The following is a 24243-nucleotide window of genomic DNA, read 5'->3' on the forward strand; positions in this document are numbered from 1 at the left end:
GGAGCCCCCAGCTTCCGGGTTCTGTCGCGATCACGTCAATATGTTGGACTAGACCAAATGGGTCTTTGGACTAGACCAGGCGAAGTCTTTACCCGGCGGCCGTTCCCGCCGCGTTCCGGTGGTCCCTCGCGGCCCCCAGGTCCTGCCCGGACGCCCGGAAATGACGTGCGCAGACATCTTGTCACTGAGTGACATCCGCTCCTACTCTCCAGTATGACTCGGGAGTAACTAACGGGCGTCGTACGGGACTTCGACGTCCGTCCCTGCCGAGCACGGACACAAGACGGCGGCACGGAACAACGGGAGACAGAGCCGGACGGCGAAGCCGCAGCCACGAGCCCTCGGGCTCCGCCGAACAGAACCCTCACACCGCACCGCCTCGCCCGGCGTCGTACGACGCGCGGGTCGATGCCGTACCACGCGCTGCCCGGCCGACGGCGCGCGGACGGCGCCTTCGTCCTGTCCATCTCCGCGACGCGGCCAGGCGTGGTCCCGCCCTGCCCGCGTCCGGATCCGAGTGCCGCCCTCCCCCCTCACCGGCCCGGAACGTCACCGGCTGTCCCGCGCCGGTGGCCCGGCCGGCTCCCCGGCCGGAACCGGGCGTCACGCCATTGACGCCCCCGGCCGCCCGCACGACCCCCACGTCTTGACGAAGCAGGAGTGAGCCGCATGCAACGACCCCACGGCACCCGTGTGCCACGAACGACGTCAGGCCGACGCCTTCGCGCACAGCAGTTCCCGCCCGCCACGAGCCACGCAACGAGTCACGCCACGAGCCAGTCCGCCAACCCGAGCCCCCGGACCGCCGCACGGAACGGCGGCCGGCTCCTGGCCACCGCCATCGCGGTCCTCGCCTGTCTGAGCGTCCAGGCGATCCCCGCGGCGAGCACGGACGCGGTGGTGTCCCGCGGCGTGACCATCCCCGCGTTCTACACCCCGCCCACGAGCCTCCCCGCGGCCAACGGCGCCCTGATCCGCAGCGAACCCCTCCCGCTCGCGCTCAGTCTGCCCGGCCTCGACGGTCCGCTCCCCGGCACCGCGACCCGCCTGATGTACAAGTCGACCGACTCCAACGGGCTTCCCGTCGCCGTGACCGGCGCCTACATCGAGCCCTCGGCCGACTGGAAGGGCGACGGTCCGCGCCCCCTCGTGGCCGTGGCCCCCGGCACCATGGGCCAGGGCGACCAGTGCGCCGCCTCCATGGGCCTTCAGCACCCGATCACCCTCAACGGCCAGACGGTCTCGGTCGGTTACGAGGACCTCGCGATCTACCGGCTCCTGTCCTCCGGCGCGGCGGTGGTCCTCACCGACTACGCCGGGCTCGGCGCGACCGACCGGCTCCACACGTACGTCAACCGCCTCGACGGCGGTCACGCGCTGCTCGACGCCGTCCGCGCGGCCCGCGGGCTGACCGCAGCGTCGGTCACCTCCGCCTCGCCCGTCGGCCTCTTCGGCTACAGCCAGGGCGGCGGCGCCAGCGCCTCTGCCGCCGAACTCCAGCCCACCTACGCCCCCGACATCACCCTGGCCGGCACCTACGCCGGCGCACCGCCCGCCAACCTCACCGAGGTCATCAAGGGCATCGACGGCAGCGCGCTGGCCGGCGCCCTGGGCTGGTCCCTCAACGGCTTCCTCCAGTCCGACCCCGACCTCCGGGCCGTCGCCGACGCGAACCTCAACGCCGCGGGGAGGGCCGCGCTGAACGACCTCTCCACGATGTGCGTCGGCGACGCGATCCTCGGCTACGCGTTCAAGAACAGCACGTCCTGGACGAAGGACGGCGAGTCCGTCAGCCAACTCGTCGCGCACACACCGGCACTCCAGCGGACGCTCGACAACCAGCGCATCGGCAACCTCAAGCCGACCAGTCCCGTACGCCTGGTCACCGGCGTCCAGGACGACATCGTCCCGCACGCCCAGGCACGTCAACTCGCCGTCGACTGGTGCCGCAAGGGCGCCGACATCACCTACGACGCCGTCATCCTGCCGAACCTCGGCGACAAGCTGCTCACCAACCACATGGCCCCCCTCCTCACCGACCAGGGCGACGCCATCTCCTGGCTGACCGACCGCCTGGCCGGCGAGCGCGCCACCTCCAACTGCTGGACCATGCCGCTCCAGCCCTGACCCCCGCGGTGCGGGCCCGGCGCCGAACCCACGGCGCCGGGCCCGTCCGGCCGCGCGTGTCCGATCCGAAAGACAAACGGTCGGCATCGCTCAACGAGGGCCTTTTGGCGGCAAAGCATCCTGAACACACCCGGAGATTCCTAGGCTCGCCTCCTGTTTCTCAGGATCCGGGAGGACCCGCGTGCCGCAGCCCCATCGGACGAACGAGAACGATCTCGTCCTCCCCAGCGGTTTCGACGACATCGTCCGGGCGATCGACCGCTACGTCGTCGACCGCAGGACCGGCGTCCACCGCCGGCAGCAGAGCGCCAGACACCGGCTGCCCGCCCTGCTCCTCACCCGCGAGCCCGAGGCCGGGCCGACCGCGGCGGGCACCACCACGACCGGCGCCCCGGCACGTGACACCGAGCAGGGAGAGGCCGATCCGGCCCTCTCGGCCCTGGTGCACGTCTACCACCACCGCCTGGTGCGCCTGAACAGCGGCGAGACGGGCCACCTGGCCAGCCTCGCACCCCACGCCATCGTCGACGAGGAACTGCTCGCCTGCGACCATCCCGGGGACGACGCCGAAGGGGGCGACGGTCCCCACGTACGCCTGCTGGACCGGGTCGCCAGGCAACTGCGCGCCACCATGCCGGACGGTTCCGGCACCTTGCGGCTCACGGAGTTCGACGCCTGTCTTTCGGTGCTGCGCGCGGCCATCGTCGACGGGGACGTCAGGGACGAACGGCGGGCGCTGCGCGACCGGATCTACGACAAGTACGCCTGGAAGTTCGGATTCGCCGCCGAGGTCACCGCCCTGGGCGACGAACTCGGCGCCCGGCAGTGGTCGGCCATCACGAGACTGGTGACCACACCGCTGGCCTGGCTGTGGCGGTGGTCGTACGGCGTACGCGTCGACCGCGGCGCCCGCTTCCGGTGGGTCGGCGGCATGCTCGACGAGCCCGGGCGCAGCTTCCTCAACGCCGCCCTGTCCCTGCGCGACGCCCATCTGCGCTCCCGTGCCCAGGAACGGGCCGACCGGGAGGCCCCCGCGGCCGCCGGAGTCACGGCCGCCTCGGCCAGGTCCGCCGTGTCCGCCGTCTCGGCCCGTGACGAGGCCGTGGTCCGTCAGGTCCTGCTGACCGCGCTCATCCACGATCTGACGCGGGCCGCCCGCCCACCGGTGTGGAGCGCGCGCAGGCCCCGCAGACGATGGCCCTTCGTCCTGCTCCTGCCGACGGTCGGCGGCGACGGCTCCCCGAGCCGCAAACTCCTCAACTCCTTCTCCGCCGTGGCCGAGGAGACCGCGACCTGCCCCCTGCTGGTGCTGGGCGCCGCCACGGCGGACATCCCGCCCTACGCCGTCGGCCTGCCCCGGCCCGCCGTCCCCAGCCAGAACGCGCGCCCGAGCACCTACGGCGCGACGGCGCAGGCGGTGGCCTCCGTGCTCGCCGCGGGCGCGTGCGGTCAGCCCGTCGAAGCGGTGCGCGCGGTGCCGCTGTCCCGGGTGCCCGACAACGGGACGAGCGCCGAACGGCCCGCGGTGCAGCGGACCGTGCGCTCCCGCGAACGGCGCGGGAGCGACTGGCTGCGTCCCGGTGTCGCTGCCGTGGCCGTGCTGGCGGTGCTGGCGGTGGTCGCCGCGGGACTGACGCGCGTGCCCGGGCTCGGCGGGACACGGCCGGGCCCCGCGCCCGGGCCCGTGGCCGCCGCCGACACCTGGTGTCCCCGGGTCGACACGGGCGAACGCGTGGGGATCACCGACGGCAGGGACGGGTGCGAACTCGCGCACGGCCTGTACGCCGACGAACTCCGTTCCCTCGAAGACCGGTTGGGCCGCCAGAACGCCGAGGTCGACCGGTCCGGGCCGTATCGCACTCTGGTGTTCTTCGCCCCGCTGAGCGTCGGCTCCACCTCACGCCGGACCGTGCCCACGGGCTTCCAGATGCTGCGGGGCGCCCTGCTCGCGCAGGAGCAGGTGAACGGCCTGAACCTCAAGTCCCAGATGCCGATCCGGCTGCTCGTCGCCAACTCGGGCGAGTACTTCCACTTCGGATCGCGCGGCGGACTCAACAGGACGAACCACAGCCGGGTCGACGTGGCCCGCATGATCGTCGACCGCATCCACCGGGACCACATCGCCGGCGTCATCGGCCTCACCCAGAGCCGTCCGGAGTCCCTCCAGGCCGCCGTCGAACTCGACGCCCAGGGCGTCACGGTCATCGGCACCGGCGTCTCCGGCCAGCCCATGGTCGAGGGCGACTCCCCGGTCTCGTACTTCCAGCTCTCGGCGCCGGACGCGCGGGTCGCGCGCGTCATGGCGTCCTTCGCCCGGCGCTCACCCCGGCTGGCGGACCTGACCAAGGTCCCGCCGGGGCACACCGCCCCTGCCGCCGTCCTGGTCTTCGACCCGCACGACACCTACTTCAGCGCGGACCTGAGGAAGCGCTTCACCGACGCCTACGGTTCGGCGGGTCCCGTCTACCCGGTGCCGTACAGCGAATCGGGCAACGACAGCCAGACGGCCTCCGTGGCGGCCGGGGTCTGCGCGCTGATCCACAGGACCGACGGCTTCGTCCTGTACGCGGGCCGGGCCGGCGTCATGTACGACCTGTTCTACTACCTCCAGAACGACAAACAGTGCCGTACGCACCAGGGCCGCATCGCCGTGCTGGCCGAGAGCGCCGCTCCCAGTCTGGTGCTGCATCCGGAACTGATGGCGCAGCAGTACGGCTCCCTCAGCCTCTTCTACAACCAGTTCAGCCTGCCCGAGGCCAAGGGGTTCTTCGCCACCGATTTCGGCAAGGCCTACGGGATGTCCTCCGACAGCGACGCGGCCGCCGGCTACGACGCGCTGAACGTCTTCTTCAAGGTGATGAACGACATCGCGGTCACCGACCCGCAGTTCACCCCCAGCGCCGTGGTCACCTTCCTCCAGTCGACCGGAGTCACCGACTACGTGGGCGAGTCGGGGATCATGACCTTCGGCAAGGGACACAAGTACCCGGTGAACAAAGAGGTCGACATCCGCGAGATCACCGCGGACGGCACCAGGATCACCGACCTGACGTGCGGAGCCGTCGCCGCGCGGGAGAAGCCGGTGATGCGCTGGGGTCCCTCCGGCAACTTCTACTGCCCCGAGGACGACTGACGGGTCGTCATGACACGCGTCCGGACACGGACGGCACGGAAGGGAGGCAACCCTCCGGCATTCTCCTCCGTCCTCGTGGGACGGGGGAGCGCTTCGGGACCAACGGGGCGACGGGGGCGCATGCCGACCAGGAGGAGATGAACCTTGTTCCGTGTCCGGCGCACAGGTGTGGCCGCTGCGGTGTTGATCGCGGTGGCCGCGGGATCGCCAGGAACGACCCAGGCACAACAGAACACGGCGGGCTCCGCGTGGTCCGCGAGACCGGTCGCGGCCGCGGACGCCGACGGCGGGCTTCCGGCCGGGTGGAGCGTCACCGGGCGGGAGGCGGCGCGGCAGCTGGTCTGGCGCTCGGACGGGCCGGTGCCCGTCAGCGACTCGGGAGTGGCCTTCTACTCCGGGGACCGGTTCCTCGGCCGTCCCGTCGGCACGGCCGACGGCCGCACCTTCCGGCTCACCATCGGCCCGGCACGACTCGGCCGGCAGCCCGACCTCCAGGCGCGGACCGGTGAACGGCGCCTGGACGCGGCGGGAGCCGGGCACGACCGGCCCGCCACGCCGGTCGGACCCGGGGAACGGCCCGGTCTGTCGGCCGGACCTTCGACCCGCTTACCGGTGAACTCCGTCGACCCCGGCAGGCCGGGCTCCTACCGGACGGCCACCGGCGACTACAAGCTCCCCTCGGTGCGGCTGCCCGGCCTCGCCGCACGCGTGGAGATGCGCGCCGTGGTGGTCGCCCCGACGAACGCCCCGGGAAACCGGCCGCTGGTCCTGTTCCTGCACGGTCGCCACGCCACCTGTTACACCGGCCGCGGTCACGACACCAGCGGGGAGTGGCCCTGCCGCGCGGGTGCCCGGCCCATCCCGAGCTACCGGGGGTATCTCGCCGACCAGCGACTGCTCGCCTCCCAGGGATACGTGACGGTGTCCATCGCCGCCAACGGCGTCAACGGTCAGGACTACGCGGCGGAGGACGGCGGCGCACAGGCCCGGTCCTCCCTCGTACGGCAGCATCTGGCGAGTTGGGCGAACTGGTCCGCGCACCCGGCCTCCGCGCCCCTGATCGTGCGGCGCACGGCCCCCGCGGACCTCTCCCGCGTCCTGCTCGTCGGCCACTCGCGCGGCGGCGAAGGCGTGAACCGGGCCGCCATGGACAGTCTGTACGGCGCCCCGGCCGACCAGGACGGCTACCACGGCCCGGTGCGCTGGCACATCCGCGGCACCGTCCTCATCGGCCCCACCCTCTTCGGGCAGAACCCCACGCCGGACGTGCCCTCGGCCACGATCCTGCCCGGCTGCGACGGCGACGTGTCCGACCTCCAGGGCGAGATGTACGTCGACGCCACCCGCGGGGTCAGCCGCGGCGCCGCCCTGCACAGCGCCGTCTACATGGTCGGCGCCGACCACAACTTCTTCAACAGCGAATGGACGCCGGGCCAGGCCCAGGCACCGGCGGAGGACGACTTCTGGAGCGGGGACACCCCCGACCGTGTCTGCTCCCCGGGCACCGCGACCAGGTTGACCGCCCGTCAGCAGCAGACGGCCGGCGCGACCTACATCGCCGCGGCCGCGCGGCTGTTCGGCGCCGGTGACGACCGCGTACGGCCGCTGCTCGACGGTTCGGGCCGGCGCGCCCCCTCCGCCGGTCCCGCGCGCGTGCTCACCCACGCGGTCGGCGGTCGCCGTACTCCGGCGTTCCTGCCGGACGGACAGGTGTCCGTCGACGGGGGAAGGCTCTGCGAGGAGGTGACCGAGGTCGTCTCCGCGGCCTGCCTCGGCTCCGGCAGGAGCGGTGTCTCGCCGCACTTCGCCTCGTGGGCGCCCTCGAAGGAGCCGGGCCGGCGTGCCCTGGCCCTGCGCTGGACGGCCGCGGGCTCCCCGGTCCGGGTGCGGCCGGCCGGCCCCGTGTCGCTCGCCGGCTCCACGGCGCTGGCGCTGCGCCTGATCGTTCCCCCGAACTCCAGGGACACCCGGCTCGACATCGCCCTGACCGACACCTCGGGACGGCGGGCGACGCTGGGGCGGGTCCGCCTCGACGGCCTGCCCGGGACCGACCGCACCGCCTCCTACTGGGGCCAGGAGGTCCGGCTGCCGCTGACCGCCGCCCTGCGCGCGGGAGTCGACCCGCACCGGGTGAAGTCCCTGGAGATGGTCCCGCGCACCGGTTCCGGACAGGCGTGGCTCGTCGACTCGTGGGGATGGCGCGCCGGAACCCCCGCGGTCGGGGCCGCGGACCTGGCACGCGTCGACATCGGCCGGACGGCCGTCGCCGAGGGCGACTCGGGCGTGCGGACCTACCGGGTGCCGGTGACGGTCACCGGGCACGGGAGCGGCACGGTCCGGCTGTTCGTCGCCGATCCGGAGACGGGCCGGACCACCTCGCGCGAGGTGACCGTACGGCCCGGCGGCCCGACGCCGGTGGTGCAGGTCGAGGTCCGGGGCAACACGCGCTACGGCTACGACGTGGCCCACGACGTGTACGTCAAGGCGGTCCACGGCACGGTGACCGGTGCCTACCGGGGCGGTGTCACCGCACGGAACGACGATCCCGCGCCCACCGTCCAGGTGACCCCGGCAGCCGCCACGGCCGCCGAGGGCGGGAACCTGACCTGGCGGATCTCGCTCTCCGAGGCGGCCGACGTGGAGATCTCGGCCGACGTCGTCGTCCTGCCCGTCACCTCCGGTGCCGAACTGTCCACCACCGACGTCGACCCCCGCTGGCTGGCCAGGTACACCGCCGAGGCGCCACTGCCGTCACGGCCGCTGTCCCGGCTGCGCGGGCTCTCCCTGTACGCCGACGTCCCGCCCGGCCGGACGAGCACCGGGATCACCGTCCCGATCGCGGCGGACACCCTGACGGAGCCCGCCGAGACGGTACGGCTGCGGCTGCGGGTCTACGACGAGGAGACCGGCACGCGCCACGACGGCCCGGAGTTCACCGGCACGGTCCACGACCCGGCGTAGACCCGCGCGCCTTCGTGGATGCACCGGCCCGCTCGTCGAGTGGGCCGGTGCACCCGTCTCGTGCCGTGACGGGGTTCCCGAGTCACGTCCGGTCAGAGTCCGGTGGCGCAGCGAAGGGTTCTCCGTGATCTCGCCGCCCGGGGTGAACCGCGTCTGATCACCGTCGTGTTGGCAGTAGGCTCAACCTGCTGCGGCGCCCCGATGATCACTCATGCTCGGTAGGGCATCGAGCCGTGGCGATCCACGAAACCCCAACGGCGTGAGGATGAAGCACAAGTGCTGATAGCGGGGCGGTATCGGCTCCAGACCACTCTCGGGCGGGGCGCGATGGGGGAGGTGTGGCGGGCCCACGACGAGATGATCGGCCGGTCCGTGGCCGTCAAACTGCTTCTCTCCCAGGACGCCGACCCGACGGCCGCGGCCCGCTTCCGTCTGGAGGCCCAGACCGCGGGTCTGCTCAACCACCGCCACGTGGTGGGTGTTCTGGACTTCGGGGCCTACGACAACCGGCTCTTCCTCGTGATGGAACTCGTCGAGGGCGACAGCCTCGCCGGGGTCCTCACCAGCGCCGGGACGCTCCCCGCCGACCGGGTCGCGCGGATCGCGGCCGAGGCGGCCGCGGGGCTGGCGGCCGCGCATCAGCAGGGCATCGTGCACCGGGACATCAAGCCGGGCAATCTGCTCCTGGACGCCGAGGGCAGTGTCAAGATCGGCGACTTCGGGATCGCCCGCTTCATGGACGATCCGGCGGGCGGCCTGACCGCGACCGGGCAGATCGTCGGCACCAGCCTGTACCTCGCCCCCGAGCGGGCCCTCGGCAAGACCGCCGGTCCGCCGTCCGACATGTACTCCCTTGGCTGCGTCCTGTACCAACTCCTCACCGGGCGCCCGCCGTTCCAGGCGAGCAGCCCCGTCGCCGTCCTGCACCAGCACCTCGACTCGACCCCCACCCCGCCGCGGGAACTCGGCGTCGATCTGCCGCCCGCCTTCGAGAACTACCTGCTCGGCCTGCTCGCGAAGCAGCCCGAGGACCGGCCCACCGCGCTCCAGGCGGCCGCCTGGTACGGCTCGGGTGCCTGGCAGGGACGCCCTGAGCCGCTCCCGGCCGCGATGCCGGAGCCGGGACGTCACCGCCAGGGTCTCGGGGCCGTGGGCCCGGCGACCACGTACGCCCTGCCGTCGGTGGTACGGGACATCCAGGGCGGTGGCCACCGGTCGCGCCGGCGCCAGCGTTCGGGTGCCGCCGAACTCCTCGCCGAACGGCGAAGACTCGTGCAGGCCGCCGCCGGAGCCGTGGTCTTCCTGCTGGCCGTCCTCGTGGGCGTGGCGGTGTTCTCGCCCGACAGCAGCTCCGCCGAGACCCCCTCGCCCGGCACCACCACCGGGGTGAGCACCTCGCCCGCGGGCACGGAGCCGGCAGGTCCTCCCGCCGGCTCGTGACCCGGCGGGGGACCGGGGCCGGGTGCGACGGGGCCGCCCCCGGCCGGCGCGGCGGCGGTCGCGGACAAGGTCTCCGCAGGTACCGAATGACATAACTCCCCTGTATTTGTGGGGGGTTCGTCCAACTGGCACATGTGAGACGTGGCGCTTTCGTGCCATCGGGCGGCTGTTCCCCGTGCCGGTCCGGGGCCGGTAGAAAGCGCTGCATGATCTCCCGCATACCTCTCCGCCGAAGCAGCCGTAGGCCGCTCGCGGCCGCGGTCGGCACCCTCGCGGTCCTGACGTCCCTGGCTGCGCCGCCCGGCACCGCCGCGGCCGCCACGCCCCCCACTCCCTCGGACGCGAGCCCCGTCGCGACCACCGCGACCGGGCAGCACACCGTCACCCTGCTCACCGGTGACGTCGTACGTGTCGACGGCCTCGCCGGAGGCCGCCAGACCGCCGATGTGACCCGCCCCGCCGGCGCCCTCGGAGGCGTGCGCACCGAGACCGTGGGGGGCGACCTCTACGTCTACCCGGACGAAGTGCTGCCCTACCTGGCCGCGAACCGGCTTGACCGGCGCCTCTTCGACGTCACCGCCCTGATCGAGCAGGGGTACGACGACGCCCACAGCGACGGCATCCCGCTGATCCTGGGCTACGGCTCCGGGACGGCGCCCTCCGCGCGGGCCACACCCGGCGGTGCCACCCGGGTGCGCGACCTGCCCGCCATCCACGCCACCTCCGTGCGCGCCGCCAAGAAGCAGGCCCGGAAGGTGTGGCGATCCGTCGCGCCCGCGACCGTCGCCACCGGAGCCTCCGCGCGGGCCCTGAAGGAGGGTTCGGCGTCCACCGCGCCCCGGCTCGGCGCGGGCCTGTCCAAGATCTGGCTGGACGGCCGGGTCAAGGCGACCCTGAAGGACAGCACCGCGCAGATCGGCGCGCCCGACGCCTGGGGCAAGGGCCTCGACGGCAAGGGCGTCAAGGTCGCCGTGCTCGACACCGGCGCCGACGCGCACCACCCGGACCTGGCCGACCGGATCAGCGCGTCGCAGAGCTTCGTCCCCGGCGAGACCACCGACGACGGCCACGGCCACGGCACCCACACCGCCTCCACCGTGGGCGGCAGCGGGGCCGCCTCCGACGGCGCCGAGAAGGGCGTGGCCCCCGGCGCCGACCTGATGATCGGCAAAGTGCTCTCCAACAGCGGCTACGGCCAGGACTCCTGGATCATCGCCGGCATGGAGTGGGCCGCCGAGCACGGCGCCAAGGTCGTCAGCATGAGCCTGGGCTCCTCGGACCCGTCCGACGGCACCGACCCGATGAGTCAGGCGGTCAACCGTCTCACCGACGAGACCGGGGCGCTCTTCGTCATCGCGGCCGGCAACTCCGGCGGCGAGGCGTCGATGGGCAGCCCCGGCGTCGCGGACGAGGCGCTGACGGTCGCCGCCGTGGACGCCAACGACAAGCGCGCGTCCTTCTCCTCCCAGGGCCCGCGGCTGAACGACTACGCCCTCAAGCCCGACATCTCCGCCCCGGGCGTGGCCGTCCTCGCGGCCAAGGCCGGCGGCAGCGCCGCCACCGGCTGGTACCAGTCGATGAGCGGAACCTCCATGGCGACCCCGCATGTCGCGGGCGCCGCGGCGATCCTCGCCCAGGAGCACCCGGACTGGAAGGCGCGGCAGCTCAAGGACGCGCTGATGAGCACGTCCAAGGAGCTGCCCAACTACACGACGTACCAAGTGGGTTCGGGTCGCGTCGACCTCTCCGCCGCCACCGCCGCCGCGGTCACCGCGACCGGCTCGGCGTACTTCGGCATCGACTCCTGGCCGCACAGCGACAGCACGCCGGTCGACCGCACGGTGACCTACACCAACACCGGCGACACCGACGCCGTACTGAACCTGGCGCTGAACGCCTCCGTCGCGGGCGGCCCGTACGACACCGACCCGACCGCGGGCAAGGGCACCCCGGCCCCCGACGGGATGTTCACCCTCTCCGCCGACACCGTGACCGTGCCCGCGCACGGCACCGCCACGGTCACCGCGACCGCCAGGCCGGCCCTGGGCGCCGACGGCCGCCGCTACCTCGGCCGGATCACCGCCACGGACGGCTCCGGCGCCACGCTCACCCGCACCCAGGTGGGCCTGTACCGGGAGGACACCCGCCACACCCTGCACATCACCCTGAAGGACCGCTCCGGCGACCCGGCCGCGGGCTGGGTCGAGATCCAGCGGCTCGGCAGCACCGAGGACCCGTACAGCGTGACCCTCGACGACAGCGGCAAGCTGGACCTGCGCATGCGCGAGGGCACCTACAGCCTCCTGACCTACCAGGACGTGCCCGGCAGCCACGGCCCCGACTCGCTCGGCATGGCGCTGATGGGCGACCCGGAGGTCGTCCTCGACCAGGACCGGAACGTCGACCTCGACGCGAGCCGCACCCGTGAGGTCACCGCGGAGGTCCCGCGCCGGACCGAGGACCGGGCCCTGTCCATGAACTGGTACCGCGCGGACGGCCAGGCCGCCAACTCCTACGGCGTGGGCGTCGTGGAGGTGCAGTATCTGCTCGCCTCCACCCACGACAGCATGTTCGTGCTGCCCACCCGCAGGACGACCCAGGGCACCTTCGAGTACGAGACCCGCTGGCGCAAGGCCCTGCCGCTGCTCACCGTCACCGACGACGGCAGGCCCGTCCAGGTCATCGCCCAGGCGGGCTCCGCGCGCTACGACGGGGACAGGCGTCTGCGAGCGGTGTACGCGGGCACCGGCACCGCCGCCGAGTACGCGGGCCTCGACGTCAAGGGCAAGGTCGCGCTGGTGACCCGCGCGGACGCGCTCACCGGCGCGCAGCGTGCACAGGCGGCGGCCGACGCCCGGGCCGCGCTGCTGCTCGTCGTCGACGACCGGCCGGGCAAGCTGATCGAGTCCGTCGGCGGCAGCGTGCCCGTGTTCTCCGTGACCGCCCGCAACGGCGCCCCGCTGATCGCCGACGCCAGGCGCGGCCGGCTGCGGCTGGACGTCGAGGGCGTGCCCAACTCCCCTTACGTCTACGACCTGTCCGACCCGCACCCCGGCCAGATCCCGTCCACCGGGCTGGCCTACCGTCCCCGCCCGGCCGAACTGGCCACGGTGGAGATGCGGTTCCACGGCGCCACGCCCACCCAGAGCGGCGAGTGGCGGTCCGGCTTCCGTCCGTACCGCAAGTACGGCTCCGGGTACCTGCTGCGCCAGGACATGCCCGCGACCCGTACCGACTACGTCTCGGCGCAGGAGGGGACGCAGTGGGTGGAGACCTCCGGCACCGGGCCGGGAATACTGCTGTCGAGCCAGAGCACGCGCACCACGTACAAGCCCGGCTCGTTCCAGGTCCGCGACTGGTTCAAGCCGGTGACGCACCCCGCCAACGGAGGCACCTACTGGTGGTCGCAGCGCCAGAAGACCTCGCTCGCGTTCAACATCCAGCCCTGGTCCGACAGCGGTGACGGCCACGGCGGCGTCATCCAGCCCAGCGGTCCGGCGACGACCAGCCTGAAGGTCTACCAGGACGGCACCCTGATCAAGAGCGTCAACTCGTCGGCCACCACCATCACCCGCCCGCCGGCCACCCCGTCGGTCTACACCCTCGACCTGACCGCCGACCGCGACGCGGACACCTACCGCCTGTCCCCGCACACCCACACGGTGTGGCAGGTCGCATCCGCCCCGGTCACCGACCCGACGGTGATCGACCGGGTGCCGGTGCTCCAGATGGACTACGGCGTGGACACGGACCTGGCGGGCGACGCCCGTGGCGGCCGCCAGACGCTCCGGCTCACCCCGCACCACCTCGCCGGGGCGGCCGGGGCCGGGACGATCCAGGGCGCGACGCTGTCGGTCTCCTACGACGACGGCACGACCTGGACCCCGGTGGAGGCCAAGGGCAAGTCCGGTACCTGGACGGCCTGTTACTCGGCGCCGCACCACGGCTATGTGTCGCTGAGGGCCGAGGGCTGGGACGACGCGGGCAACCGCATCACCCAGGAGGTGATCCGCGCCTACGGTCTGAAGTAGTCCGCGTACGGAGGCCGCCGCCCCGAGCCGTCGCATCGCCGCCCGCGTGCGACGACGGGGCGACGGCCTCCGTCGCCGTGAACTCCCCGGCCGGCGCCCCGCCTTCGACGGCGCCGACCCCGGCATCCGGTTGGGCGCACCGCGTTCGCGCCGGCCGGGCAACCAATACGGACGTTCGGCCGTCCTTTGGACAAGGATCCCGGACGGGAGGCGCCGATGGGCCTGGTGCGTGCACTGCTGCCGCTGTCGCGAGCGGCGGCCCGGCTCGGCCCCGGACCGGGGCGACGGCTGTACGGCGCGGCGCTGTTGCGCTGCGTGGCCCCCCAGTGGGTGCTGCTGCGGCCGCCCCCGCCGTGGCGCCGGCTGGCCTGGGCCGAGGAGGCGACGGCCGTGTACCGGGCGTTGGCCGGGACGCCGGGCGCCCGGCCCGGGGACCGGGACCTGCTGGCCCGCAGTCTGGTCCTGCACGCCCACACGCTGGTGCTCATGAATCGCTGCGAACAGGCCTGCGCGGCGTTGGACGCGGCCTCGGCCGTACCGGGCGCGCGGTGGCCGCCGGCGCAGCGGGCCCTCGGGCTGCATCTCCAGGCGCAGGCACGGTTCGGCCTGGCACGGCTGGACGACGCGCTGGGCTCGGCGGGGGAGTGCGTGGCCGCCTACCGCCTTCTCGTCCCCACCCGGCGGGACCGGACCCTGGGCGGTCTGCCGGGCGCGCTGCGCACCTACGCGCTGGTGCTGGCCGCCCTGCACCGCACGGAGGAGTCGGTGACCGCGTACGAGGAGTGCGTCGCCCTGCTGCGGGACATGTCCGTACGGGAGTTGAGCCACACGGTTCTGGTACGCGTCCGCGCCCTGTGCGAACTCACCGCGGGGCTCGAGGCGTTGGGCCGTTACGAAGAGGCGCTGTCCGTCGGCCGGGAGGCCAGGGACGCCGCCGACCCGATCATGGTGCGGGTCGCGCCCGAGATCGTACGGCCGTTGCGGGTGCGGCTCTTCGCGAACCTGGCCCGCTGTCTGCACGTGACCGGAGACCTGCCGGCGGCACGGACCACCGCCGCGGAGGCCGTGGCCGAGGCCCGGACCCTGGCGGCCCGGGACAGGGAGACGGGTGAGCCACTGCTCGTCATGGCGCTCGATCGCCTGGGTGATCAGCTGGGCGAACTGGCGGATCACACTGCGGAGTTGACCGCCCGGCGGGAGGCGGCCGACCTCTCCGCCGCCCTCGCCGCGGAGCGCCCCGACGTCTACGACCCTCTCCTCGCCGTCTGCCTCGACCGGCTCGTCGACTGCCACACGGCGGCGGGCGACCGGCACGGCGCGGTCCTGGCGGGTGAGCGCGCCGTGGCCGTGTACCGGCGTACGGCGGACCGTGAACCCGCGGCCCACGAGCCGCGACTCGCCCGCGTACTGGCGGACTTGAGTCAGTCGCGGCTGGAGGACGAAGACCCCGAGGGCGCGGTCGGGGCCGCGCGCGAGGCGGTCGCCCTCACCCGCCGTCTGGCCGAGTCCGACTGGTCGGCCCACCACGCCCTGACGGCACGCCGCCTGCGGACGCTCGGCCGCGCCCTGCGCGGCGCGGGCGATCACGGGGCGGCCGTCGCCTGCTACACGGAGTCGGAGTCCATCCTCCTCGACGAGTCGTCGGGCCCCGAGGCCAGCCGCTACGCGGCCTCCCTGGCCGCCGCGCGTCTCGGTCTCGCCATCACGCTCGACGCGGAGGCCCAGGTCCGGCTGGCCGACGGCCGGGCCGACGACGCCGTCGCCGCGTTGCGCTCGCTGCTCGCGCTCACCCGCCGCACCGACCAGGCGGACGTCCACGCGCGCTGTGTCTCCTCGTTCGCGGACGCCCGCGCGGAACACCCGGAGACGGTCCTGCCGGCCTGGACCCGGGCGACCGGGCAGGGTTTCCCGACCTTCGTCTACCGATGGTCCGCGGCCGTGAGCGGGGAGCGACGACCGGGCGCGAACTGAGCATCGGCGGCCGATCGGGCCGATCCGCGACATCCCGGGCGCATCGAGGCGCGGAAGTGGAACACCCCTTCTTAAGTGCGGGTTAAACGCGTCTTAAGCAATCACGGGTGCGCCGGGCTTCGCCAAGTAACCCCAGGTCAGAGCGATGTGAGGTTGCCGACGGCGGTTGGCCACTCAACAACTCGTGCGTAGCATCGGGGCCCACCGGTGTCGCCCACCACTCGCGGAGAGCGCTCTCAGCGAGGGGATCCCCTCACTCGCCAGGACAGCGAACGCGGGCGCCGCACCGGTTCACACTCCCCACAGCCGCACAGACAAGAGGTGTTCAGTCATGGCTGTTCATCGCGCACGCCGCTGGTCCCTCGGAGGGCTCGCGCTGCTGCTCGCCACGGGCGTCGCCGGTGGTGTCCTGTTCACCGCCACGGGTCCGGCCGCGAACCGGGCCCACGCCGCCTCGGCCTCGCAGACCTGGTCCGACGAGTTCGACGGAGCCGCCGGAAGCGCGCCGAACTCCGCCAAGTGGACGCTGGAGACGGGTGGTTCGGGCAACGGAAACCACGAGCTCCAGTACTACACGAAGAGCACCGACAACGCCGCCCTCGACGGGAACGGCCACCTGGTCATCACCGCCCGCAAGAACGGCGACGGCGGCCTCCAGTGCTGGAACGGAACCTGTCAGTACACCTCGGCCCGGCTCAACACCGCACAGGCCTTCACCCAGGCGTACGGCCACTTCGAGGCCCGTATCAAGGTGCCGCGCGGGCAGGGTGTCTGGCCGGCCTTCTGGATGCTGGGCGACAACCTGGGCAGCGTGGGCTGGCCGAACAGCGGCGAGATCGACGTCATGGAGAACGTCGGCAAGGAACCCGGCACGGTGCACGGGACCATCCACGGTCCGGGGTACTCCGGCGCCGGTGGCATCGGCGCCGCGTACACGCTGCCGAACGGCAGGGCCTTCGCGGACGACTTCCACGTCTTCGCGGTCGACTGGAGCCCCACCGCCATCACCTGGTCCGTGGACGGGCAGGCGTACGAGACCCGCACGCCCGCCGACGTGAACGGCAACAAGTGGGTCTACGACCACCCCTTCTTCGTCATCCTGAACCTCGCCGTCGGCGGTGACTGGCCCGGCAGCCCGGACTCCTCGACCTCGCTGCCGCAGACCATGACCGTCGACTACGTGCGGGTCACCGCCGCGGACGGCGGCAAGCCCGCCACCGGAACAGGCACCACCGGCGCCATCAAGGGCATCGGCGGCATGTGTGTCGACGTGGCCGGTGCCTCCAGCGCCGACGAGACGCCGATCCAGCTCCACACCTGCAACGGCGCCGACGCCCAGAAGTGGACCGTCGGCGCGGACGGCACCGTACGGGCCCTGGGCAAGTGCCTCGACGTACGGGCCGCGTCGAGCGAGAACGGAACCCCGGTCCAGCTCTACGGCTGCAACGGCACACCGGCGCAGCAGTGGAACCTCGACTCCGCGGGCGCCCTGACGAACACCGGCTCGGGCAAGTGCCTGGACGCCAAGGACAACTCCTCGGCGGACGGCACCCGGCTCCAGATCTGGACCTGCGCCGCGTCGGCCAACCAGAAATGGGCCATCGGCTGACCGAGCTCACCTCGCCCGCGTCGGAAGGCCTCCGACTCCACCCCGACCCTGGCTGATCCCACCCTCGGCCCTCCTGACATCCCCCACCGCCTCTCCGAGGCACAAGCACCAAGGAGCACGCACCTCATGACGGCTCGTCACCAGCGGAACCTGACCCGTCGCAAGACGCTGTTCGCCCTCGGCGGCGCGGCCGTCGCGGCACCCGCCATCGCGGCGATCGCGCCGTACGCCATGGCCGGCCAGACGAACACCACCACCAAGGCCGCCGCCGGCTCGCTCCCGCTGACGATCGTCAACAACAGCGGTTCGTTCGGCAACGCGTCGGTGCACGTGTACATCGTCGGCAACCAGAACGGGAAGCAGGTCCGGGTCACCCAGGACGGACGGCTCGCGCCGATCGCCCTCTCGGACAACGGCGCGAACGGATTCACCGACTACGCGCTCACGCTGGCCAAGAGCGGGGAGACCAAGCTCAGCCTCCCGTTCATGTCGGGCCGCATCTATGTGTCGCTGGGCGCGAAACTGAAGCTCAAGGTGGTCAAGGACGGCAACGGCAACGCGGCCCTCCAGTTCCCGGCCGGCTGGGTCAAGTCCGACCCCAGTTTCGGGGTGCTGCACGACTGTGCCGAGTTCACCTTCAACGCGGCCGGCATGTTCTGCAACACCACCATGGTCGACATGTTCAGCGTGCCCATGAACATCCAGCTGACCGGGGCCAAGCAGCAGACCACCGGCACCGTCCGGGACGGCGGACGGGCCGCCGCGTTCGCCGCGATCAAGCGGAACGCGGACTTCGCGCCCCTCGTGGTCGGCGACACCCGCATCATCGCCCCGGGTCACGGCCTGGACGCGGGCCTGTTCGCCAAGGACTACCTCGCCCCGTACATCGACCAGGTGTGGAGCACGTACACCGGCAAGAACCTGACCGTGAAGACCAACGCGGGCACGTTCACCGGCCGGGTGCGCGGGGGCAGGTTCACCTTCACGGGGCCCGCCTCCGTCTCGTTCGCCAAGCCCTCCACCCGTGACGTCCTGTTCTGCGACGGCACCCTCGCCGCACCCAACGACGGCACCACCGGACCGGTGGCCGCCGTGCTCGGCGCCGGATTCAACCGCACCACCCTGCTCAGCAACCCGGCGCAGCCGACGACCAAGGCGGCGGACTTCTACCGGACCAAGCTCACCAACCACTACTCCAAGGCCGTGCACGCGGCCACCAAGGACGGCAAGGCGTACGGCTTCGCCTTCGACGACGTGGCCGACTTCGCGTCCTTCATCCAGGACACCGCCCCCAAGGCGATCCGTCTGACCCTGTCGCCCTTCTAGGGCCGAGGGCGCCCCGCCCCGGCCGGGCGGGGCGCCGGATCCGGGCCGGTGAACGGCACGGGCACGGTCGCGCGAGGGCCGGCCGCGCCGCGCTCCGGTCGCGCGTCACCGCTGAGCGAATATGGTGGAACTCTGACAAACAGGAATGTTTAGGTGGTCAACGGTCTACGGAAGGGTCATGGGTGCATCGTTGGGTGGACGTGGCCGACCGGACCCGGAACTGGACAAGGCCGTCCTCGGAGCGCTCTTCTCCGAGTCGACCGTAGGGCTGCACGTCTTCGACACGCGGCTCCGTCTGGTGCGTTTCAACACGGCGGCCCGCTTCGTCAAGGCGTTCGCCCTGGAGGAGGCCCTGGGGCGTCACCCCAGGGAGTGGGCCGGTGACTTCTACGCCGGGAACTACGAGTCGATCCTGCTCCGGGTGCTGGAGACGGGCGTGCCGGCGCTCGACATCGAGGTGCGCGGCCATCTGAGACCCGACCAGCCCGAGATCGTCCTGTCGCTCTCCTGTTTCCGCCTGGAGGACTCGGCCGGAGACATCCTGGGGCTCGCGACGGCGGTCGTGGACATCACGGAGCGGACCCGGTCGGCGGCCCGTCTGGCCCTGCTGGAGCGGGCGGGCGGCCGCATCGGCACGACGCTCGACATCTTCCGCACGGCCCAGGAGTTCGCCGACGAGATGGTTCCCGCGCTGGCCGACACCGTGGTGGTCGAGGTCCTGGACTCGGTCCTGCGGGGCGAGGTCGGAGAGCCGGGCACCGTCCTGGAGTACGGGGCCCTGCGGTGCACGAGCCGCCGCTCCCGTGCCCACGACGCCGAGCGGTACCTGCCCTCCGTCGGCGAGGCGGTCGGCCTCTCCACCGCGACACCCTTCGCGCAGTGCCTCTCCGACCTCCGGCCGCGCAGGGTGGAGCATCTGAACCCCGAGGCGGAATGGCTGCCGCGGGAGCCGGTGCGCGGGCGGCGGCTCCTCGACGCCGGGGCGCACTCCCTGCTCGTGCTGCCGCTCGTCGCCCGCGGATCCGTGATCGGGGTGGCCCACTGCTACCGCCACCACACCCCCCACCCCTTCGACGAGGGCGAGCTCGCGCTGGCCGCCGAACTCGCCGATCGCGTGGCCCTGTGCCTGGACAACGCCCGGCTGTACGCCAGGGAGCGGTCGGCCGCCCGGATCCTCCAGCTCAGTCTGCGGCCGGCCCGCGTCCTCGGACACGGTGCGGTGGAGACCGCCTACAGCTACTGCCCGCTGGGCGCGGGCGGCGACTGGTTCGACGTGATTCCGCTGTCCGGGGCCCGGGTGGCCCTGGTGGCGGGCGACACCGCGGGCCGGGGTCTGGAGGCCGCCGCCACCATGGGCGAGGTGCGGGCCGCGATCAGTGCGCTGGCCGTCCTCGACCTGGCACCCGAAGAGGTACTGGAACGGCTGCACGACCTCGTGACCAGGCTGCACGGCGAACGGCCGCGGTTCCGGGACGCCCCGGCGGACGACGAGCGCCAGGACACCACGTGCCTCTACCTCGTGTACAGCCCCGTCACCCGCCGTTGCGCCGTCGCGAGCGCCGGGCATCCGTCCCCGGTGCTCGCCCTGCCCGACGGGACCGTCGAGTACGCCGTGACCCCCACGGGACCGCCGCTCGGCCGTGGCCTGGCGAAGTACGGCACCGCCGAGTTCGAGATCCCCGAGGGCAGCCTCCTGCTGCTGTCCAACACCGCCCTGCTGCGTGCGGTGTCCGACGATCCGCTGGAGCAACTGGGCCGTGTCGGCGACGCGTTGCAGCCCACGGGCCGGCCGCTCCAGGAGATCTGCGACGAGGTGCTCTACAAACTGACTCCGGAGCAGATGGAGAACGACGCGGTCCTGCTGCTGGCGCGCACCCGCGGTCTGGGGACCGAGCAGGTCGCCTCGTGGACGCTGCCCAACCACCCGGCGTCCGTCTCCGAGGCCCGCGCCCGCACCGAGCGCGCGCTGGAGGAGTGGGGACTTGGGCAGCACGCCTTCACGGTCACTCTCGTGGTGAGCGAACTCGTCACCAACGCGGTCCGGTACTCGGACGGTCCCATCGACGTCCGGCTCATCCTCGACGGCCAGGTCGTCGTCTGCGAGGTGACCGACGACAGCAGCACCGTGCCGCACCTCCGGCACGCCGAGGAGGTCGACGAGGGCGGCCGCGGCCTCTACCTCACCTGGCAGGTCAGCAGACGCTGGGGCACCCGGCCCGAGAACCGCGGCAAGACCATCTGGGCGGAGGTCGCGCTCTCCGAGGACGGATGAGCGCGGAGCGGGCCCGCCCCGTCCGGGCGACGGCGACGGCGACGGCGTGACGGCGGCCGGTCGGCGTGGGCCGACCGGACGGCCCCCGCCGCGGTCGTCCACCCGGACGCGTCCGTCCGCCGTGTCGCCGGGCCGGGGCCGCGGGGCCGTCCGTTACGCTCGCAGCGCCATACCGGGACCGAGGTTGCGGAGGACAGGACGGCGGGGATCAATCGCGAACGCCTCGTCAGGACGCTGACGTTCTGGCTGCGTCCCGCGTTCGCGCTGCGCGTCCTGAACCGGTTCCAGAAGCTCGTGGGCTTCGACCGCTCGATGGCCCTCGCGTCCAGCGCCCTCACCGCGCTCATCCCGCTCACGATCCTCATCGGCGCCCTGCTGAGCAGCTTCTCGGACTACGACGCCGCCGACCGGATCGTCCAGCGCTACGGCCTCACCGGTCAGGGCGCCCAGGCGGTCAAGTCGCTCCTCGACCCGGCGGAGAGCGCCAGCGCGAGCGTGGGCGTCTTCGGGAGCCTGTTCCTGATCATCTCCGTCCTGAGCTTCGCGCGGGCCTCGCAGCGGCTGTTCGAGCAGACATGGGAACTGACCCCGCTGAGCGTGCGCAACACCAGGAACGGCCTGTGGTGGATCCTCGGGCTCGGCGGCTACGCGGTCGTCACCGGGTGGCTCCACACGCTCCTCGGCGGGAGCAAGCTCGGGGTGGTGGCCTCGGCGTGCGAGATCCCGGTGAGCGTGGCCTTCCTGGTCTGGAGCGGCTGGACGCTGTCCGCGAAGCGGATCTCCTGGCGCGACCTGCTGCCGTTCGGCATCACGGCCGCCGTGCTGACCGCGCTCTACTCGGTGGGCGCGTCCGTCTACCTGCCGCGCCTGTTCAACTCCTACGCCGGACGCTACGGGGCGATCGGCGCCGTCTTCGCGATGATCTCGGCGCTGTTCGCCGCGATGTTCGTGATGGTCGCCTCGGCGGCCCTCGGACGCGAGATGCGTGACGAACTCGACCGGATCCGCGTGGGCGACCGGCCCTCGGACGACGAGGTCCGCCGCGAATGGGACAGCGTCGTCGAACAGGCCAGGTTGCGCTGGCGCACCACCCGCGAACAGGTCTCCTCCCGCCGTCGCGCGAAGGAGGCGAAGGAGGCGAAGGACGCGAAGGGCGCGAAGGAGCCGTAGGGCTACTTCGCGCGGGCCACGAGCAGGGCGACGTCGTCGTGGTCGTCGGAGTTGCGCAGACCGTACAGCAGCAGGTCGCAGATCTCCTCCAGCGGACCGCTCCCCTCTTCGAGGAAGGACAGCAGGAGGTTCAGCCGCACGTCGATGGGATGCAGCCGGGTCTCGACGAGACCGTCCGTGTAGAGGACCAGCAGATCACCGGGGTTGAGTTCGACCGTCGTGGTCTCGAAGGCGATGCCGCCGACCCCCAGGGGAGCGCCCGTGGGCAGGTTCAGCAGTTCGGGCGCGGCGCCGTCACGGACCAGCGCGGGCGGCATGTGTCCGGCGTTGGCGATGCGGCACTGTCTGCTGTGCGGGTCGTACACGGCGTACAGGCACGTCACGATGTAGTGCTCCAGATCGCACGTGATCTTGTCGAGGTGGTGCAGCACCTGCCCGGGGTCGAGATCGAGGTCGGCGTAGGCGCAGGTCGCGGTGCGCAGCCGGCCCATGGTGGCGGCCGCGTCGATGCCGTTGCCCATGACGTCGCCCACGACCAGCGCGGTCCGGTCGCCGGCCAGCGGGATCACGTCGTACCAGTCGCCGCCGACCTCGCTGGTGGACTGGGCCGGCTGATAGCGGGACGCGACCTCCAGGCCGGTCAGATGCGGGGGGTGCTCGGGCAGCAGGCTGCGCTGGAGCGTGACGGCGGTGTTGCGCACGCTCTGGAACCAGCGGGCGTTGTCGATGGCCACGGCGGCACGGGTGGCCAGTTCACCGGCGAGGACCACGTCGTCCTCGTCGAAGGGGAGCGGATTGCGGGTGCGCTTGAGGTCGAGCGCGCCGAGCACCTCGCCGTGCGCGATCAGCGGCACCGCGAGATACGAGTGGACCCCCGCCTGCGCCAGCAGGGCCGTGCCCTCGGCGTCGCGGGCGATCCGCGGCAGATCGCGCTCGTCGACGTGCCGCACCAGGACCGGCCTGCCGGTGTGGACGCACAGGGTCACCAGACGGTCGCCGTCGTACGTGGCCAGGTCGCCCGGAGGATCGGCCGCGCGCAGGGCCACGGTGGGGTGCGACGCCTTGAGCGCGAGGGCGCGGAAGAACTCCGGGCCGTTGTCCGGCTGGCGCCTGGGGCGGCAGGCCAGGACGGAGTCGAGGACGTCCACCGCGACCACGTCGGCCAGTTCGGGCGTGGCGATGTCCGCCAGCTCACGCGCGGTCTGCTCCACCTCCAGGGTGGTGCCGACCCGGGTCGAGGCACTGGCGACGAGCGCGAGGCGGCGCCGCGCGCGGTCGGCCTCGGCCGCCGCCCGGTGGCGTTCGGTCACGTCGACGACCGAGGCGGCCGCCCCGAGGACCCGCCCGCCCGGATCCTCCAGCCGGTAGAAGGACAGGGACCAGGCGTGTTCGTGCTCGGGATCGACGGGCGGGCGGCCCACGTGGTACTGGTCGAGCAGCGGTGTGCCGGTGGTGAGCACCTGCCGCAGCGCCGACTCGACGGTGTCCACGTCGGGGAACGGCAGGGTCTCGCGCAGATGCCGGCCGACATGGTCCTCGGCGGGGATGCCGTCGATCCGTTCCAGGGCCGGGTTGACCATGAGATAGCGCAGGTCGGGGTCCATCAGGGCCAGCCCGATGGGTGACTGGTTGATCAGCTGCTCGGACAGCGCCAGATCGGTCTCGACGCGCTGGAGAAGCGTGTGGTCGGCCGCGATGCCCAGGGCGTAGACGTCCCCGTGGTCGTCCAGGAGCCGCATGTTGCGGAACTCCATGAGACGGGTGCTGCCGTCCTTGTGCCGGATCGGGAACGCGCCCGCCCAACTGCGCCCCGTCTCCAGGACGTCGGCGAACAGCTCGCTGACGGACTGGAGGTTCTCCGGGTGGATGATCAGCCGCGCCGCGTACTTGCCGAGGGCCTCCTCCGCCGTGTACCCGATGAGCTCCTCGGCCTGGGGGGTCCAGAACACGATGCGTCCGTCGGAGTCGAGGACCAGCGCGCCCACACGCAGCACGTCCAGCAGACCGGTCGGCCGGGTCGCTCGGGGGTCGTGGCTGCCCGCGCCCTCGGACTGCGTGGACTCGGCTGTCATACCTGGCCCTCCTCCACCGGCCGGCGTGGTGTGCCGGGCTCCGTGGCCGCCGCCGGGCACCTGTGTGCCGAGCCCGGCCCTTCCATGCTGCGCCCTGCCCACGGGCTTGCCCACTCCAGGCGCCTTCGTTG

At 72.6% G+C, this 24243-nt stretch carries 11 protein-coding genes; 10 read left to right on the forward strand and 1 reads right to left on the reverse strand.

All coding sequences use genetic code 11. The features are described 5' to 3' along the window. Window positions 1-669 precede the first annotated feature (669 nt). From WJM95_RS30535 to WJM95_RS30580, 10 genes are all read left to right on the forward strand, one after another. Window positions 670-2127: a lipase family protein gene (locus WJM95_RS30535; RefSeq protein ID WP_339133578.1), complete on the forward strand. Its 1458-nt coding sequence runs from the start codon at window positions 670-672 to the stop codon at window positions 2125-2127. Window positions 2128-2308: 181 nt separating this feature from the next. Beyond that, a complete protein-coding gene (locus tag WJM95_RS30540) occupies window positions 2309-5260 on the forward strand; it encodes a hypothetical protein (protein WP_339133580.1) in 2952 nt (983 codons plus the stop codon). A gap of 144 nt (window positions 5261-5404) precedes the next feature. Then, on the forward strand, window positions 5405-8221 hold the full coding sequence (locus WJM95_RS30545; RefSeq protein WP_339133582.1) for a hypothetical protein: 2817 nt from the start codon (window positions 5405-5407) through the stop codon (window positions 8219-8221). A gap of 276 nt (window positions 8222-8497) precedes the next feature. Then, a complete protein-coding gene (locus tag WJM95_RS30550; protein WP_339133584.1) occupies window positions 8498-9661 on the forward strand; it encodes a serine/threonine-protein kinase in 1164 nt (387 codons plus the stop codon). A gap of 206 nt (window positions 9662-9867) precedes the next feature. Next, window positions 9868-13692, forward strand: a complete 3825-nt coding sequence (locus WJM95_RS30555) for a S8 family serine peptidase (protein ID WP_339133586.1) — start codon at window positions 9868-9870, stop codon at window positions 13690-13692. A gap of 216 nt (window positions 13693-13908) precedes the next feature. Beyond that, window positions 13909-15663 (forward strand): hypothetical protein, encoded by a 1755-nt coding sequence (locus WJM95_RS30560; RefSeq protein ID WP_339133588.1) that lies wholly within the window; start codon window positions 13909-13911, stop codon window positions 15661-15663. A gap of 331 nt (window positions 15664-15994) precedes the next feature. Then, window positions 15995-17272, forward strand: coding sequence for a family 16 glycosylhydrolase (locus tag WJM95_RS30565; RefSeq protein ID WP_339133590.1), 1278 nt, complete (start codon window positions 15995-15997; stop codon window positions 17270-17272). 126 nt (window positions 17273-17398) lie between these two features. After that, window positions 17399-18598, forward strand: coding sequence for a beta-1,3-glucanase family protein (locus WJM95_RS30570; RefSeq protein ID WP_339133592.1), 1200 nt, complete (start codon window positions 17399-17401; stop codon window positions 18596-18598). 178 nt (window positions 18599-18776) lie between these two features. After that, on the forward strand, window positions 18777-20870 hold the full coding sequence (locus tag WJM95_RS30575) for a SpoIIE family protein phosphatase (RefSeq protein ID WP_339133593.1): 2094 nt from the start codon (window positions 18777-18779) through the stop codon (window positions 20868-20870). Window positions 20871-21164: 294 nt separating this feature from the next. Next, window positions 21165-22040 (forward strand): YhjD/YihY/BrkB family envelope integrity protein, encoded by an 876-nt coding sequence (locus tag WJM95_RS30580; protein ID WP_339133595.1) that lies wholly within the window; start codon window positions 21165-21167, stop codon window positions 22038-22040. A 2-nt stretch (window positions 22041-22042) separates the two neighbouring features. Here the strand turns inward: WJM95_RS30580 and WJM95_RS30585 are convergent, their stop codons facing one another. Then, window positions 22043-24112, reverse strand: a complete 2070-nt coding sequence (locus WJM95_RS30585) for a SpoIIE family protein phosphatase (RefSeq protein ID WP_339133596.1) — start codon at window positions 24110-24112, stop codon at window positions 22043-22045. Window positions 24113-24243 lie beyond the last annotated feature (131 nt).

This window comes from Streptomyces sp. f51 (assembly GCF_037940415.1).
GTDB lineage: Bacteria > Actinomycetota > Actinomycetes > Streptomycetales > Streptomycetaceae > Streptomyces.

Bases quoted from the DNA above. Each gene is read 5' to 3' on its own strand.
- WJM95_RS30560 (WP_339133588.1), top strand. From the start codon at position 13,909: ATGGGCCTGGTGCGTGCACTGCTGCCGCTGTCGCGAGCGGCGGCCCGG.
- WJM95_RS30575 (WP_339133593.1), top strand. From the start codon at position 18,777: ATGGGTGCATCGTTGGGTGGACGTGGCCGACCGGACCCGGAACTGGAC.
- WJM95_RS30555 (WP_339133586.1), top strand. From the start codon at position 9,868: ATGATCTCCCGCATACCTCTCCGCCGAAGCAGCCGTAGGCCGCTCGCG.
- WJM95_RS30535 (WP_339133578.1), top strand. From the start codon at position 670: ATGCAACGACCCCACGGCACCCGTGTGCCACGAACGACGTCAGGCCGA.
- WJM95_RS30565 (WP_339133590.1), top strand. From the start codon at position 15,995: ATGGCTGTTCATCGCGCACGCCGCTGGTCCCTCGGAGGGCTCGCGCTG.
- WJM95_RS30585 (WP_339133596.1), bottom strand. From the start codon at position 24,112: ATGACAGCCGAGTCCACGCAGTCCGAGGGCGCGGGCAGCCACGACCCC.
- WJM95_RS30570 (WP_339133592.1), top strand. From the start codon at position 17,399: ATGACGGCTCGTCACCAGCGGAACCTGACCCGTCGCAAGACGCTGTTC.